General features: G+C 72.1%; 14 protein-coding genes. 4 read left to right on the top strand and 10 right to left on the bottom strand.

Annotated elements, in window-relative coordinates; all coding sequences use genetic code 11:
- Window positions 1-76: 76 nt before the first annotated feature.
- The 4 genes from mshC to ACFWU9_RS27145 all read right to left on the bottom strand — a co-directional run bounded on the left by mshC (window position 77) and on the right by ACFWU9_RS27145 (window position 3,641).
- Entirely contained in the window at window positions 77-1,306 is a 1,230-nt protein-coding gene (gene mshC, locus ACFWU9_RS27160; RefSeq protein ID WP_384322871.1) for a cysteine--1-D-myo-inosityl 2-amino-2-deoxy-alpha-D-glucopyranoside ligase, read from the bottom strand.
- A 136-nt stretch (window positions 1,307-1,442) separates the two neighbouring features.
- Window positions 1,443-2,276 carry an SCO1664 family protein gene (locus ACFWU9_RS27155; protein ID WP_384322869.1) on the bottom strand — a complete coding sequence of 278 codons (834 nt, stop codon included), beginning with the start codon at window positions 2,274-2,276 and terminating at the stop codon, window positions 1,443-1,445.
- Window positions 2,240-2,830 (bottom strand): DUF3090 domain-containing protein, encoded by a 591-nt coding sequence (locus ACFWU9_RS27150; protein ID WP_078078138.1) that lies wholly within the window; start codon window positions 2,828-2,830, stop codon window positions 2,240-2,242. Before ACFWU9_RS27150 ends, ACFWU9_RS27155 begins: the two co-directional genes overlap by 37 nt.
- 106 nt (window positions 2,831-2,936) lie before the next feature.
- Window positions 2,937-3,641, bottom strand: coding sequence for a histidine phosphatase family protein (locus ACFWU9_RS27145; protein ID WP_384322867.1), 705 nt, complete (start codon window positions 3,639-3,641; stop codon window positions 2,937-2,939).
- A 132-nt stretch (window positions 3,642-3,773) separates the two neighbouring features.
- Between ACFWU9_RS27145 and ACFWU9_RS27140 the strand changes: the two genes are divergently transcribed.
- Entirely contained in the window at window positions 3,774-4,781 is a 1,008-nt protein-coding gene (locus ACFWU9_RS27140) for a magnesium and cobalt transport protein CorA (RefSeq protein ID WP_384322885.1), read from the top strand.
- 113 nt (window positions 4,782-4,894) lie between these two features.
- Here the strand turns inward: ACFWU9_RS27140 and ACFWU9_RS27135 are convergent, their stop codons facing one another.
- A complete protein-coding gene (locus ACFWU9_RS27135) occupies window positions 4,895-5,677 on the bottom strand; it encodes a ferritin-like domain-containing protein (protein WP_384322865.1) in 783 nt (260 codons plus the stop codon).
- Window positions 5,678-5,914: 237 nt separating this feature from the next.
- Window positions 5,915-6,967 (bottom strand): LLM class F420-dependent oxidoreductase, encoded by a 1,053-nt coding sequence (locus ACFWU9_RS27130; protein ID WP_384322864.1) that lies wholly within the window; start codon window positions 6,965-6,967, stop codon window positions 5,915-5,917.
- A 150-nt stretch (window positions 6,968-7,117) separates the two neighbouring features.
- Here ACFWU9_RS27130 and ACFWU9_RS27125 point away from each other — a divergent pair, with 150 nt between their 5' ends.
- Together ACFWU9_RS27125 and ACFWU9_RS27120 are read left to right on the top strand one after the other, a co-directional pair.
- The gene (locus tag ACFWU9_RS27125) at window positions 7,118-8,101 is read left to right on the top strand and encodes an aldo/keto reductase (protein ID WP_384322862.1); all 984 of its coding nucleotides are present in this window, start codon (window positions 7,118-7,120) and stop codon (window positions 8,099-8,101) included.
- Complete coding sequence (locus tag ACFWU9_RS27120) at window positions 8,098-10,335, top strand: helix-hairpin-helix domain-containing protein (RefSeq protein ID WP_384322860.1); 2,238 nt, start codon at window positions 8,098-8,100, stop codon at window positions 10,333-10,335. Before ACFWU9_RS27125 ends, ACFWU9_RS27120 begins: the two co-directional genes overlap by 4 nt.
- Before the next feature lie 93 nt (window positions 10,336-10,428).
- On the opposite strand, the gene ACFWU9_RS27115 is transcribed toward ACFWU9_RS27120, so the two are convergent.
- Window positions 10,429-11,100, bottom strand: coding sequence for a hypothetical protein (locus ACFWU9_RS27115; RefSeq protein ID WP_384322858.1), 672 nt, complete (start codon window positions 11,098-11,100; stop codon window positions 10,429-10,431).
- A gap of 47 nt (window positions 11,101-11,147) precedes the next feature.
- On the opposite strand from ACFWU9_RS27115, the gene ACFWU9_RS27110 reads away from it, so the two are divergent.
- Window positions 11,148-11,336: a DUF5703 family protein gene (locus ACFWU9_RS27110; protein ID WP_023542774.1), complete on the top strand. Its 189-nt coding sequence runs from the start codon at window positions 11,148-11,150 to the stop codon at window positions 11,334-11,336.
- Window positions 11,337-11,416: 80 nt separating this feature from the next.
- Here ACFWU9_RS27110 and ACFWU9_RS27105 read toward each other — a convergent pair whose 3' ends face one another.
- The 3 genes from ACFWU9_RS27105 to ACFWU9_RS27095 form a co-directional block, all read right to left on the bottom strand.
- Window positions 11,417-12,187 (bottom strand): chaplin, encoded by a 771-nt coding sequence (locus ACFWU9_RS27105; RefSeq protein WP_384322856.1) that lies wholly within the window; start codon window positions 12,185-12,187, stop codon window positions 11,417-11,419.
- A gap of 136 nt (window positions 12,188-12,323) precedes the next feature.
- Window positions 12,324-12,557: a chaplin ChpH gene (gene chpH / locus ACFWU9_RS27100; protein WP_189110438.1), complete on the bottom strand. Its 234-nt coding sequence runs from the start codon at window positions 12,555-12,557 to the stop codon at window positions 12,324-12,326.
- Window positions 12,558-12,703: 146 nt separating this feature from the next.
- A complete protein-coding gene (locus ACFWU9_RS27095) occupies window positions 12,704-14,068 on the bottom strand; it encodes a M20/M25/M40 family metallo-hydrolase (protein ID WP_384322853.1) in 1,365 nt (454 codons plus the stop codon).
- Window positions 14,069-14,089: the final 21 nt, after the last annotated feature.

The raw sequence follows: 14,089 nt of genomic DNA, 5'->3' as shown, positions 1-14,089 counted from the left end.
GGGCCGCGTGTGCGGCCCCTCCGGCGGTTCCGGTGACCGGCGCCCCCGGAGACGCGCGGCCTCCGGGGAGCGGGTCCTAGAGCGCGACTCCCAGCAGCGCGTCGACCGTGCGGGACACCACTCCCGGCGCCCCCTCGTCCGTGCCGCCCGTGGACTCCTGGAGGGCCGCCCAGCGGTCGACCGCCGCCAGTGCCGCCGGGGCGTCCAGATCGTCCGACAGGGCCTCACGGACCTCTTCCACCAGTGCCTGTGCCGGAGGGCCGTCCGGGCGGGACACGGCGGCGCGCCAGCGCGCCAGCCGCGCCACGGCCGTTTCGAGCACCTGGTCCGTCCACTCCCAGTCGGAGCGGTAGTGGTGCGCGAGGAGCGCGAGCCGGATCGCGGACGGGTCCACGCCCGCGTGGCGCAGGGTGGAGACGAAGACCAGATTGCCCTTGGACTTGGACATCTTCTCGCCGTCGAGCCCGACCATCCCGGCGTGCACGTACGTCTTGGCGAACGGGTGCTCGCCGGTCAGCGCCTGCGCGTGCGAGGCGCCCATCTCGTGGTGCGGGAACGCCAGATCGCTGCCGCCGCCCTGGACGTCGAAGCCCATGCCGAGATGGTCGAGCGCGATGGCCACACACTCGATGTGCCAGCCGGGCCGGCCCCGGCCGAGGCTGCCGCCGTCCCAGCTCGGCTCGCCCTCGCGGGCGGCCATCCAGAGGATCGGGTCGAGCGGGTTCTTCTTGCCGGGGCGCTCCGGGTCGCCGCCGCGCTCGGCGGAGAGCAGCCGCATCGTCTCGGCGTCGAGACCGGAGACTTCGCCGAAGTGCGGATCGGCCTCGACGGAGAAGTAGACGTCGCCCTCCAGCACGTAGGCGGCGCCCGTCTCGCACAGCCGCTCCACCAGCGGCACGATGCCCGGTATCGCCTCGACCGCGCCGATGTAGTGCCGCGGCGGCAGCATCCGCAGCGCCGTCATGTCCTCACGGAAGAGGGCGGTCTCGCGCTCCGCGAGCCCGGTCCAGTCCTCGCCGTCGCGCGTCGCCCGCTCAAGAAGGGGGTCGTCGATGTCGGTGACGTTCTGGACGTACTGGATCTGCCGCTTGGTGTCGAGCCAGACGCGCTGCACGAGATCGAACGCGTTGTAGGTCGCCGCGTGCCCGATGTGCGTGGCGTCGTACGGCGTGATGCCGCAGACGTAGATACGGGCGACGGGTCCGGGGGCGACGGTGACGGGACCACCGGTCGCTGTGTCGTGAATCCGGAGGTCGCGGCCCTTGCCGGGCAGGGCGGGGACGTCGGAAGCGGGCCAGGCATGCATGTCATGAGCGTAACCGGACGTCGCTTCCGGATACGAACCGGAGCGCTGCTGTTGACCGATTCGGCGCCCTTGCGTGATCGGCCGGTTGATGCATGGCCGCCCCATCAGCCGGGACGCCGGCCGGCCCCCGGTCGGGTCAGACCGGCGGCCAGGGGATCGCGGGCCACTGACCGGACGGTTTCGGATGGCGTCCGGTACGGCGCAGCTCCTGGACCCGGGACCGTACGGCCTCGGTCTCGGCGGGTGTGATCAGTTCGGCCAGCCGGGTGGCGAGCGGGGTGCCTTCGACCAACTCGTCGGCCAGCCGGTCCAGAACGGTCACGGCCTCCTCGGGCAGCGGCTCCCCCGCCCAGCCCCAGAGCAGCGTACGCAGCTTGTCGTCCACGTTGAACGTGACGCCGTGGTCGATCGCGTAGAGCCGGCCCCCGGCCTCGGGCAGCAGATGGCCGCCCTTGCGGTCGCCGTTGTTGATGACCGCGTCGAGGACCGCGAGCCGTCGCAGCCGTGGGTCGTCGGCGTGCACCAGCAGCGCCGTGCGGCCCTCGCCGACCTCGGCGAGGCCGATCGCCTTCCAGCCCTCGGCCGGTTCGTCCTCCTCGACCAGGGCGAGGAGTTGGGGCGCCTCGTCGCTCTCGTCGGCCTCGATCCAGAGCTGGCACATGCCCTCGCCGTACGGTCCGTCGCGGAGCACGGTGGGCGGCACCAGCCCCCAGCCGGTCACCTCGGAGATCTCGTACGCGGCCACCTCGCGCTGGGCGAGCGTCCCGTCCGGGAAGTCCCAGAGCGGCTGCTCCCCCGCGACGGGCTTGTAGACGCAGGAGACCTCCTCTCCCTCGTACGACACGGAGCAGTACAGCACCGCGTTGGAGGCCTCCCGGATCCGGCCACGTACGGTCAGTTCGCCCTTGGTGATCAGATCCACCGCTGTCGCGCTCATGCGTCGCGGCGGTATCCGTTCTGGCGCGGGCATACGTGTCCCTCCGGGTCGAGCGGGAGACTGCACAGCGGGCACGGCGGCCGGCCGGCGTTGACCACGTCGAGGGCACGTTTGGCGAAGGCCCTCGCCTGGGCGCCGGAGAGCCGGACGCGGAGCATCGGCGGACCGTTCTCCTCGTCCTGGAGCAGCCGTTCCTCGGCGTCGGCGAGATCTTCGTCGGTGTCCGCGTCGAGTTCCACGAGGGCCTGGGCCTCGACGATCATGCGCTGTTCGTCGCCGTCCCAGGCCAGCGCCATGGTGCCGACCCGGAACTCCTCCTCGACGGGCGCGTCGAGCGGTGCGGCGTCGGCGACGTCGGTGGGGGCCACGGCGGGCACCGGCGCGTTGCCGCCGGTACGGCGTACGACCTCGTCGAGCAGCTCATCTATGCGCTCGGCGAGTGCGGCGACCTGGGTCTTCTCCAGGGCCACGCTGGTGACGCGGCCCGAGGCGGATGCCTGGAGGAAGAACGTACGGCGGCCAGGCAGCCCGACCGTACCGGCCACGAAGCGGTCCGGCGGGTCGTAGAGGAACACCTGACGGGACACGTCCTGTCTCCCTTGGGAATTGACGGAATGGGGCGGGCCGGGGGCTCCCGGTGAGCGAACCTCCGGGGTGGCGCGGACGGCCCGTCCACCCTACTGCGCGCGGCGATCACGCCGCGCCGGTGCCGCCGCCCACGACGGCCTCACCGCCGCTGTCCTTCTTTCCCTCCCCGCCGTTCTCACGCGGTGTCAGGGAACCGAGGTCGCCCGTCTCGCCCAGCCGCAGCAGGAAGGGGCGCAGCCGGGTGTAGCGGATGGCGGTGACCGAGCACGGGTCGGCGTGGATCCGCTGGAAGAGGTCGAGATGCATGCCGAGCGCGTCGGCGACCAGGGACTTGATGATGTCTCCGTGCGAGCACATCAGGAAGACGGCGCCCTCGCCGTGCTCGGCCTCGACGCGTGCGTCCCAGTCCCGTACGGCGTCGACGGCGCGTGCCTGCATGGCGCGCATCGACTCACCGCCGGGGAACGCGGCGGACGAGGGGTGCTGCTGGACGACCGACATCAGGGGGTCGTCGGCCAGCTCGGCGAGTTTCCGCCCGGACCACTCGCCGTAGTCGCACTCGCTGATCCGCTCCTCCTGGTGCGTGGCGATACCGGGGCGGGCGTCGATCAGCGGGCGGACCGTCTCCAGACAGCGCTGGAGCGGGCTGCTGACGACAGCGGCGATGGGCAGGTCCGCGAGGCGCCCCGGCAGGGCTGCGGCCTGCGCGAGGCCCTGCTCGTCCAGCGCGACGCCGGGCGTCCGGCCGGCGAGGACGCCGGAGGTGTTGGCGGTGGAGCGTCCGTGCCGTACGAGGATCAGGGTGGCCATGCCGGCCAGCCTAAACGGTGTGCCGAAAGGGATGCCGGCCACCCGGAGGGCGGGACGGGAAGCGGGGGGCGGGCGATCCGGGAGAGCGGCCCTGGTGCGGCAGACGTGCGTCGAACCGCTTCGGCCGGGAATATGGACGGGGTGATCGTCGACCGTGCCATCTACCGCGCCGGGCGCCGTACCGACGGGCCCGAAGACCTCTCCGACGCCCTGGCCGAGGCGCGCTCCGAGGGTGACGCCTTCCTCTGGGTCGGGCTGTACGAGCCGACGGAGCAGGAGTTCGAGCTCGTCAGCAGCGAGTTCAGCATGCATCCGCTGGCCGTCGAGGACTCGCTCAAGGCTCACCAGCGGCCCAAGCTGGAAATCTACGACGACTCGCTGTTCATGGTCCTCAAGCCGGTGGTGTACGACTCCGAGCAGGACACGGTCTCCAGCGGCGAGCTGATGATCTTCGTCGGCGACTCCTTCGTGGTCACGGTCCGGCACGGCGAGGGCGCTCCGCTGCACGCCGTGCGGATGCGCCTGGAGTCGGAGCCCCAGGTGCTCAAGCACGGGCCCACCGCGGTTCTCTACGCCGTGAGCGACGCGGTGGTCGACCACTACATCGATGTCGGCGCCGAGCTCCAGGTCGACCTGGAGGAGCTGGAGGCACAGGTCTTCTCGCCGACCGAGGGCGGTTCGGGCCGGACGGGGGCCCAGCCCACGGCGGAGCGGATCTACACCTTCAAACGGCAGGTGCTGGAGTTCCGCCGGGCGGCCGGGCCGCTGGCGGAGCCCATCTCGCGCCTCACGCGCGCCGGGGTGCCGTTCGTGAAGGAGAGGTCGCAGCCGTTCTTCCGGGACGTGGACGATCATCTGACGCGCGTCAACGAGCAGGTGGACGGGCTCGACCGGCTGGTCTCGGACATCCTGTACGCCCATCTCGCGCAGATGGGCGTACGGCAGAACGACGACATGCGCAGGATCTCGGCCTGGGCGGCGATGGCCGCCGTGCCGACGCTGCTCGCGGGGATCTGGGGCATGAACTTCCAGCACATGCCCGAGCTGAGCCAGATCTGGGGCTATCCGGCCGCGCTGGCCGTGATGGTCGGCGCGGTCACCTTCCTGCACCGGCTCTTCAAGCGCAACGGCTGGCTCTGACCCGGTCGGCTCTCCGTGGCCGTACGGTCGTACCTCCGTGGCCGCGGTGGTACACGGCCACGGAGGTACGGGCGTACGGCGTACCGCTACAACGGCTGTACGGGCTGTACGGCTCAGAAGGCGGGGGCCGTCGCCGGGCCGCCCAGCGCGTCGCGGCGCTGCGGCATGCTGAGGCTGACCATCCGGCGCCAGCGGCCCGCCCGCTCCGCGGCGTACACGGCGTGAATGCCCGCGGTCAGCAGCGCCGCCTTGGGACGGGGCCAGCCGAGGATGCGGCCCATGTGCTCCATCACGGAGACACTCACGTCGCGGTAGATCTGGATCTCGGCGTGCGCGCTCTCCTTGAGCACCCGCTGGATGGTGCGGCCGTGGCCGAGGCGCGCGAGACGCAGCAACTCCTCGTGGCAGTAGGCCAGATGGTTGTCCTCGTCGGCGCTGATCATCTGGACGGCCTTGCCGACGACGGGGTGGTCGGCGAAGTGCTTGCGCAGCAGCTCCATCTGATCGGAGGCGCGCTGTTCGGTGACCCGGCTGTGCGAGAGGTAGACGACGATGTCGTTCTCCGTCAGCGGGTCGTTCCGGCGCAGCTTCTCGTGCGGCAGGCCGATCCCGCGCCGTTCGAGCAGCAGCGTGTAGTCGGTGGCGGGCGGGACGTCGACGGGCTCCAGACCGCGCTTCTTCAGCATCGCCTGGAAGATCCGCCCGTGTTTGTCCTCGTCCGCGCCGTGCCGCGTGATCTTGGGTGCGAGGTCCCGCATTCCCTCGGGCACCAAGGCGGCGATACGGCCGTTCTCCCAGCCGCCCTGGGCCTCGCCGCTGGCCGCGATGGAGCAGAAGAGCTGAAAGGACTCGTCGTTGTCGAGGATTTCCTCGAACAGGCCTCGGGCCGAGAGCATTGGATGCCACCTCCATACCGATGTCCGCACAGACATCCGCACAAGGATTCAAATGCGACACCGTGGAGCAGGCAACAGCTCAGGTAGCGGAATCGGCCGTTCGGGGGAGGGCCGGGCGCACGTCCGTACGTATACGGGCATGCGTAACCCGGTGGAGGCGGGGGCGTTCTCCTCTGTGACGGCCGTGGCGGGGAAGACCCCCCGAGCCCCCACCACGGCCGCGGACTTCTTCTCCGCTCAGGTGACGAGCCCGGCCAGCTCCAGGGCCTCGGTGCCGGCGCGCAGGGCCGCGAGGCGTTCGTCGAGGGTGAAGCCCGCGGGGGCCAGGGTCATCGTCGTGACGCCGGCCGCGTCGTACGCCTTCATCCGGTCGGCGATCCGCTCCACGGAGCCGAGCAGTGTCGTCGAGTCGATCAGCTGGTGCGGTACGGCGGCGGCGGCGCCCTCCTTGTCGCCGGTCAGATACCTGTCCTGGATCTCCGCCGCCTCGCGCTCGTATCCCATGCGCCGCGCGAGCTGGTTGTAGAAGTTCTGCCGACGGCTGCCCATACCGCCCACGTAGAGCGCCGTGTACGGGCGGAACATGTCCGCCAGCGCGTCGATGTCGTCGCCCAGCGCGATGGGCAGGGTCGGGCAGACGTCGAAGCCGTCCATGGTCAGACCGGCCTTCTCGCGGCCCGCGCGGAGATGGCTGAGCGCGGTCTCCTCCAGATGCTCCGCCGAGGGGAAGATCAGCAGCGCGCCGTCGGCGATCTCACCGGTCTGTTCGAGGTTCTTGGGGCCGATCGCGGCGATGTAGAGCGGGATGTGCTCGCGCTGGGGGTGGACGGTGAGCTTGAGGGACTTCCCGGGGCCGCCCGGCAGCGGCAGGGTCCAGTGCTCGCCTTCGTAGGAGAGCCGTTCGCGGGACATCGCGCGGCGGACGATCTCGACGTACTCACGGGTGCGGGCCAGCGGCTTGTCGAACTTGACGCCGTACCAGCCCTCCGAGACCTGCGGTCCGGAGACCCCGAGACCGAGACGGAACCGGCCGCCGGAGAGCGAGTCCAGGGTGGCGGCCGTCATCGCGGTCATCGCGGGCTGGCGGGCCGGGATCTGGAGGATCGCCGAGCCGACGTCGATGTTCTCGGTCTGGGCGGCGACCCAGCTCAGCACGGTGGGGACGTCGGAGCCGTACGCCTCGGCGGCCCAGCAGACGTCGTAGCCGAGCCGGTCGGCCTCCTGGGCGACGGCGAGGTTGTCGCTGTCCATGCCGGCGCCCCAGTAGCCGAGATTGATGCCGAGCCGCATAACCACTCCCTTACCGATCAGTAACGTCCCTGTGCGGGGACTCTAGCGCGTGGTGCGGGCATTCGTCAGGGCCGTCATCGGGCGTCCGTGGAGGGCGGGTTGTCCACAGGGTCACTGCGAGTGGGGCCCCGGCCAGTAATCTCAGCGGTCATGGAGCAGAGGCATCTCGGCCGTACCGGCCTGCGAGTGTCCCGGATCGGGCTCGGCACGCTGACCTGGGGGCGGGACACCGACGAGCACGACGCCGCCGACCAGTTGAAGGCTTTCTGGGAGGCGGGCGGCACTCTCGTCGACACCGCCGACGTGTACGGCGGCGGGGAGGCGGAGTATCTGCTCGGGCAGCTGATCGAGAGACTGGTCCCGCGCCGGGATCTGGTGATCGCCACCAAGGCGGGCAGTGTGCCGGATCCGTACAGGCGCTTCGACGGCTCACGCGGGCATCTGCTCGCCGCGCTCGACGCCTCGCTGGAGCGGCTCGGCACCGACCATGTCGATCTCTGGCAGGTCCACGCCTTCGACACCGGGACCCCACTGGAGGAGACGCTCCAGGCGCTCGACATAGCGGTGAGCAGCGGCCGGGCCAGATACGCGGGGGTGTCCAACTTCTCCGGCTGGCAGCTGGCCAAGGCGGCGACCTGGCAGCTGGCCTCCCCCGGGGTACGGACCCGGCTCGCCAGCACGCAGATGGAGTACTCCCTGCTCCAACGGGGCGTGGAGCGCGAGGTGTTGCCCGCCGCCGTCGATCTGGGGGTCGGGCTGCTGCCCTCGTCGCCGCTCGGCCGGGGCGTGCTGACGGGCAAGTACCGGCACTCCACACCGGCCGACTCCCGTGGCGCGTCGGAGCAGTTGGCGCCGTTCGTCGAGCCGTATCTCGACGAGCCCGCGAGCCGCATCGTCGACGCGGTGGTGACGGCGGCGGAGGGACTGGCGACGACCGCGCTGGAGGTGGCGCTCGCCTGGGTCAGGGACCGGCCGGGTGTGGTCGCCCCGATCATCGGCGCGCGCAACGCGCAGCAGCTCACGGCGGCGTTGTCGGTGGAGAGCCTTAGGCTTCCGAACGAGATCTGCCGGGCGCTCGACGATGTGTCGGCGCCCGTGCACCGCTATCCCGATCAGGACTGGAGCACGCTGTGACTGTGCCTTCTCCGGGGGCGACCCCCGGAATCCCCGCCGAGGACGGAGAGACCGCGGTCGCGGAGGAGGCCACCCCGGCGGCCGAGGCGGTCGGGGCGGTCGGGGACGGCGACGGGTCGGACGTGGCCGACGCCGAGGCGGTCGAGGACGGCGGCGAAGGTGCGGACGGGAGCGGGGACGGGACGAAGTCCGCCGAGGACGCCGCCGCGCAGCTGTCGGAGGCCGAGGCGGAGATCGCCGCGCAGCGTGAGCTGCGCGCCCGGATCGCCCGGCGGAAGGCCGAGAAGGACGGACCCATCCCGGCCGGCACCAAGCTGAGCGGGCAGGCGGCGGACCTCCTCGCCGCCGTACGGGCCATGGAGAGCGGTCAGGAGGCCCCGGCCCCGCCGGTGGCCCCGGCCGCTCCCCAGGCTCCCGCCGTACCGGCGCAGAACGCGCCCCGGGCCGCCGGGCCCGTGCGGGCCGTCCCGGCGGCCCCGGTCACCGCTCCGGAGGCCGTGGCGGCCGTGGGGACCGTGCTCGCCGAGGGCGGCGCGCCGGAGACGCTCGCGCCGCAGGTGACGGCGGTGCTCAGGGAGCGGGCCGGTGACGCCCTGCGCGCCGATCCCTGGCTGCTGCTGTCCGTTCCGGGGGTACGGCCCGAGCAGGCGGACGGTTTCGCCCGCGCGCTGCTCGGGGACGCCTGTGGTCCCGGGGACGAGCGGCGGGCCGCCGCGCTGGTGGGCTGGCTGCTGGAGGGCGCCGCTCTGCGGGGCCACACCGCGCTCGCGTTCCCGGCGGTACGGGCCGCGCTGGCGGAGCGGTCCGTGCCCGACCCCGACGGGGCGCTGCGGCACGCGATCGCCGAGGGCGCCGTGCTGGTGTTCCAGGACGGCGCCGGGGACACCGGCGAGTCCCCCGACGGGTCCGTCGACGGGGACGGGAACGGGACGGCCGACGACGGAGGAGCCGAGGGACCGGAGGGCGCCACCGACGGTCCGGCCGCGCCCGTCCTGCTCGGTCTGGACCGGTACGCGCTCGCCGAGGAGAGTCTCGCCGACGGTCTGGCCCGGCTGGTGAAGACCGGCCAGGACGCCTCCTGGGACGAGGCGGCGGCGCAGGCTCCCTCCTCCTCGGCCGCCGAGCTGATCCGCGCGGTCGCCGGGCACGGCCTGGTGGTCCACACCGGGGGCGAGACCGCGCGCGCCGAGCCGGTGGCCCTCGCCGAGGCCGTGCGCGCGCTCGGTCTGCGGGCCGTCGTCGCCGCGCACAGCGAGAACGGCCGCGGCCGGATCGGCCCGGGCGCCGTGACCGTCGCCGGGCTGCTGTCCGGCGCGGAGGGGCCGGGGCGGGACGCGGACGGCGCGCTGGACCTCGACCTTCTCGTGGTCCTGGACGCCCCCCAACTGGACGTGGAAACGGCGACGACGCTCGTGGAGGCGCTGCCCGACGGCGCGCGCCTGGTCCTCGGCGGCGACCCCGGGGTGCTCTGGTCGGCGGGGGCGGGCCGGGTCTTCGCCGATCTGCTGGCCGCCCGGGTGTGCCCGCAGATCGCCTCGCGCACGCCCGACCCCGGACCGCTCGGCGAGCTGGTCTCCGGCATCGGCGTCGGCGAGCTGAACCAGGTGGAGGCGCCCGGCAAGGAGGTCGTGATCGTGCCGGTGCGCGACGCGGGCGAGGCCGTGCACCGTACGGTCCAGCTCGTCGCCGACTCGGTGCCGCGCGCGATCGGTGTGCCGTCCGGACAGACGCAGGTGATCACGGTCGGGCACGGCGGCGCGGTCGGGACGCGCGCGCTGAACGTGGCGCTCAAGGAGCGGCTGAATCCCGGACCGGGCAGGTTCGGCGGCTTCGACCCCGACGACCGGGTCGCCTATGTGCCCGCGCCGGGGCGGACCGTGACCGGCTCGGTCGTCTCGGCGGACGCGGAGGGGCTCCGGCTGGACTGTGACGGGGTGCCCGTCGTGGTGCCGAGGGAGCTCGTCGAATCGGTCGTACGGCACGGCTGGGCGCTCACGGCGCACCAGGCTGCGGGCATGCGGTGGCCGGCCGCCGTCGTCGTCCTGCCCGGCGACGCGGCGGGGGGTCTGAGCCGGCCCTGGGTCTACACGGCCTTCGGCCGCGGTGAGCGTCATGTGTCCGTGGTCCACGGGGTCGACCAGGCGCTCGCGCACGCGGTCGCCGAGGTGCCGGCCGCCGAGCGGACGACGCGGCTCCGGACGCTCCTGGAGGGCCTGCTGGCGCCCGTGGGATGACCGGCGAGCCGGTCGGGACCGGCCGTGACCCGAACGGCCGACGGCCCGCGCCGGAATTCCCGGGCGGGCCGTCGGCGGTGTCGTACCGCGCGGTCAAGCGTCCTGTTCCTCCAGGTCACCGAGGGGGTCCCGGCCGCGGATGCCGGCGCCGTCGAAGTCCTCGTCGTCGAAGACCGAGCTGACGTCGAAGCGGCAGACGACCTGCTGGGGATCGGCCTGCTCGAAGGGGGCGCCGAGCCATTCGCCGGGCTCCGGAAGATCGTCGGCGGCCGACACCCAGAGGGTCGAGTCGCCCTCCTCCAGGCCGAACTCCTTGTGCCGGGAGGCGATCTCGTCCGGCTCGTACTCACCGAAGAGCACGCCCACGGCGGCGTGCACGCTGGCGCCGACGACCGCCACGGTCTCGGCGTCCCCGTCGACATCGGCGATGCGCTGTGCCTGCGCGAGCAGTCTCCGCGGCTCCGCCACCGCGTAGTCGCGGCGGATCAGCACGCTGAGCGCGTTCGGCTCCTCCGGCCCCGCGTACGGCGGCAGGGAGTCGTCCGTGCCGGGGATCTCGAACGGGGTGACCTCGTCGTAGAGGTCGTAGAGCCGCTCGTCGTACGCCTCCGCCGCGGTGGCAAGGGCGTTGAACGCCTCGGAAACCGCCGGGTCGTCCTCACCCGTGCGGCGTTCGACCGCCGCGAGGTGACGGTCCAGCGCGACCTTGACCGCCTCAGCGGCGGCACGTACCTCGGCAGCCGTGGGCTGCGCAGCATCAGACATAGAGCAGACGCTATCCGTACCGGGGCTCTGCCCGCACAATAGATGCGATGCCGGAATACGAATTTGTCGACGTGTACGTGCCGCGCGGGGTGTCCCGCAGCGACGCGACCCGCCTGCTGACGGACCACGCCGAGTACGGACACTGGGAAATGGACCGACTGAGCCTGCACCGGGACGGCAGTCGCAGAGTGCGGCTGCGCAGACGGATCATCCGTCAGGTGCGCGCCACCTGGTGAACGGCGACGGGGCGGATCCCGTGGTGTGGGACCGCCCCGTGCCGTAGCGGGTTGAACACGTGCCGTACTCGCGCGCCCGTCTATGCGCCGGCGCGGATACGGGTGCGCCGGTAGATCACCGTGCCCGCGAGGAGCAGGGCGGCGCCGGCCGGAACGATCAGGCCGAGCCCGTCGCTGCCGGTCATCGCCAGCACCTCGGTGCCCTTGGCCTGCGGTTCGACGGTCTTCGCCTCCGGGTGGTTCGGGGCCGGCGGGTCCGTGCGCTCCGTCGGGGGCTCGGGGGTGCCCGGGGTCCCGGGCGTCTCCTCGGCCGGCGGCGCGGGGGTGTCCGCGTTCTCGCACCCGTTGCCGAACGCGGGGTTCAGCGCTCCCACGATGTCGACGGTGTTGCCGCAGACGTTGACGGGGATGTCGACCGGCACCTGGATGAGGTTGCCGGAGCCGACACCGGGTGAGTTGCCGGCTCCGCCCTCGGCGTGCGATCCACCGCCCGGGGAACCGCCGCCGTGGCCGCCCGTTCCGTCGGGGCCGTCACCGGGGCCGTGCGGGCCGCCGCCCCCGTAGCCGTCGTCGTGCGAGCCGCCGTTCCCGGGGCCGCGGGCGCCGTCCGAGGTGTTGACGCAGGCGTTGCCCATCGCGGGGTTCAGCACCCCGACGACGTCGACGGTGTTGCCGCAGGCGTTGACCGGGATGTGCACGGGGACCTGGACGTTGTTCCCGGACAGCACGCCCGGGGACTTCGCCGCGGTTCCGTCGGCGCCCGAGTCCGCCTGTGCGTAGCCACCGCCGATGGCGAGTACGCCGCCGGCGGCCGCGAAGGTGATCAGGCCTTTTCGCGTGACCTGTCTCATAGCTTGTTCCTGTCTTCTGCCTTCCGGATACCCCCAGGCAGAGCGCGCCGGGGGTGTGAAGCCCCGCGGCCCCGGAGTGCATGGCGCGCACTCCGGGGCCGCTGGGCTCAGACCCTTACGGGTTCGAGGTACGAGGTCATGCGTTGACGCAGGTGTTGCCGAAGGCGGGGTTCAGCAGCCCGATCACGGAGACCGTGTTGCCGCACACATTCACCGGAATGTGGATGGGCGCCTGGATGACGTTGCCCGAGAGCACACCGGGGGATCCCACGGCGGCACCCTGGGCACCGGAGTCGGCGACGGCCATACCCGCACCCGCGAGCACGAGACCACCGGTGGCAGCCGCAGCGGCGACGACCTTCTTGATCATTTATTCCTCCTCGTTGGCAAACGCGGTCCCGACCTCGGACCGCACCTCTGTAACGAGGAGGGGGCAAAGAGGCTACGAGCCTATGGTCGCTTTCACTCTTTTCAGTCAAGTGCGCACGCACTGGCGAATATTGCCCGGGCAGAACCTCAGCAGGCGTCGATGAAGCGGTCCAACACCCGCACGCCGAAGCGCAGTCCGTCCAGCGGCACGCGCTCGTCCACGCCGTGGAACATCCCGGCGAAGTCCAGCTCCGGCGGGAGCTTGAGGGGCGCGAAGCCGAAGCCGCGGATACCGAGGTCGTCGAAGGACTTGGCGTCCGTGCCGCCCGAGAGCATGTAGGGGACGGCCCGCGCGATCGGGTCCTCCGCGACGAGCGCGGTCTGCATGGCGTCCACCAGCCGGCCGTCGAAGCTGGTCTCCAGGGCCTTGTCGCCGTGCACGTCCTCGCGCCTCACGCGCGGGCCGATGATGCGGTCGATGTCGGCGAGGAACTCCTCCTCGTAGCCCGGCAGGAAGCGGCCGTCGACATGGGCGGTCGCCTGGCCGGGAATCACGTTCACCTTGTAGCCCGCGCCGAGCATGGTGGGGGCCGCGGAGTTGCGCAGGGTGGCGCCGATCATCTTGGCGATGCCGCCGAGCGTGGCGAGCGTGCCCTCCATGTCCTCCGGGTCGAGCGGGACGCCCAGCGCGTCGGACAGCTCGTCCAGGAAGGACCGCACGGTCTTGGTCATCCGCACCGGCCACTCGTGCCGGCCGAGCCGGGCCACCGCCTCGCAGAGTTCGGTGATGGCGTTGTCGTTGTTGGTCATCGAGCCGTGCCCGGCCGTGCCGTCCACGGTCAGCCGCATCCAGTGCATGCCCTTCTGCGCCGTCTCGACGAGATAGAGCCGCAGGTTCTCGTTGACGGTGAAGGAGAAGCCGCCGACCTCGCTGATCGCCTCGGTGACGCCCTCGAAGAGGTCGGGATGGTTGTCGACGAGATGACGCGCCCCGTACGTGCCGCCGGCCTCCTCGTCGGCCAGGAAGGCGAGGACGATGTCACGCGGGGGCTTGCGGCCGCTGCGGAGCCTGTCCCGCACCACCGCGAGGGTCATGGCGTCCATGTCCTTCATGTCGACCGCGCCGCGCCCCCAGAGGCAGCCGTCGGCGATCTCCCCGGCGAACGGGTCGTACGTCCAGTCGTCCGCGTTGGCGGGGACGACATCGGTGTGGCCGTGGATGAGCAGGGCGGGCCTGGAGGGGTCCTCGCCGGCGATCCTGGCGACGGTGGAGGCGCGGCCCTTGTGGGACTCGAAGATCCGCGGTTCGAGCCCCACCTCGGCCAGCTTCTCCGCCACGTACTCCGCGGCCGGACGTTCGCCGGGACCGGAGTGGTCCCCGTAGTTGCTGGTGTCGATCCGGATCAGGTCACGGCAGAGGTCGACGACCTCGTCCTCGCCCGAGACCGTCCCGCCCGTGTTCGACTCGCTCACGCTGCTCACTCCCGCTGTCGTTGCCGGTGGTCGTCCCATCCTCCCACCGGGCGTGGATCG

Origin of the sequence: Streptomyces sp. NPDC058653 (assembly GCF_042716895.1) — a bacterium.
Lineage (GTDB): Bacteria > Actinomycetota > Actinomycetes > Streptomycetales > Streptomycetaceae > Streptomyces.
The sequence above is the reverse complement of the archived record's forward strand: the minus strand, read 5'-3'. Positions and strand labels throughout refer to the sequence as shown.

Excerpts from the sequence above, each read along its gene's own strand:
- mshC (WP_384322871.1), bottom strand. The coding sequence starts at position 1,306 with ATGCATGCCTGGCCCGCTTCCGACGTCCCCGCCCTGCCCGGCAAGGGC.
- ACFWU9_RS27155 (WP_384322869.1), bottom strand. The coding sequence starts at position 2,276 with ATGCCCGCGCCAGAACGGATACCGCCGCGACGCATGAGCGCGACAGCG.
- ACFWU9_RS27145 (WP_384322867.1), bottom strand. The coding sequence starts at position 3,641 with ATGGCCACCCTGATCCTCGTACGGCACGGACGCTCCACCGCCAACACC.
- ACFWU9_RS27140 (WP_384322885.1), top strand. The coding sequence starts at position 3,774 with ATGGACGGGGTGATCGTCGACCGTGCCATCTACCGCGCCGGGCGCCGT.
- ACFWU9_RS27135 (WP_384322865.1), bottom strand. The coding sequence starts at position 5,677 with ATGCTCTCGGCCCGAGGCCTGTTCGAGGAAATCCTCGACAACGACGAG.
- ACFWU9_RS27130 (WP_384322864.1), bottom strand. The coding sequence starts at position 6,967 with ATGCGGCTCGGCATCAATCTCGGCTACTGGGGCGCCGGCATGGACAGC.
- ACFWU9_RS27125 (WP_384322862.1), top strand. The coding sequence starts at position 7,118 with ATGGAGCAGAGGCATCTCGGCCGTACCGGCCTGCGAGTGTCCCGGATC.
- ACFWU9_RS27115 (WP_384322858.1), bottom strand. The coding sequence starts at position 11,100 with ATGTCTGATGCTGCGCAGCCCACGGCTGCCGAGGTACGTGCCGCCGCT.
- ACFWU9_RS27110 (WP_023542774.1), top strand. The coding sequence starts at position 11,148 with ATGCCGGAATACGAATTTGTCGACGTGTACGTGCCGCGCGGGGTGTCC.
- ACFWU9_RS27105 (WP_384322856.1), bottom strand. The coding sequence starts at position 12,187 with ATGAGACAGGTCACGCGAAAAGGCCTGATCACCTTCGCGGCCGCCGGC.
- chpH (WP_189110438.1), bottom strand. The coding sequence starts at position 12,557 with ATGATCAAGAAGGTCGTCGCCGCTGCGGCTGCCACCGGTGGTCTCGTG.
- ACFWU9_RS27095 (WP_384322853.1), bottom strand. The coding sequence starts at position 14,068 with ATGGGACGACCACCGGCAACGACAGCGGGAGTGAGCAGCGTGAGCGAG.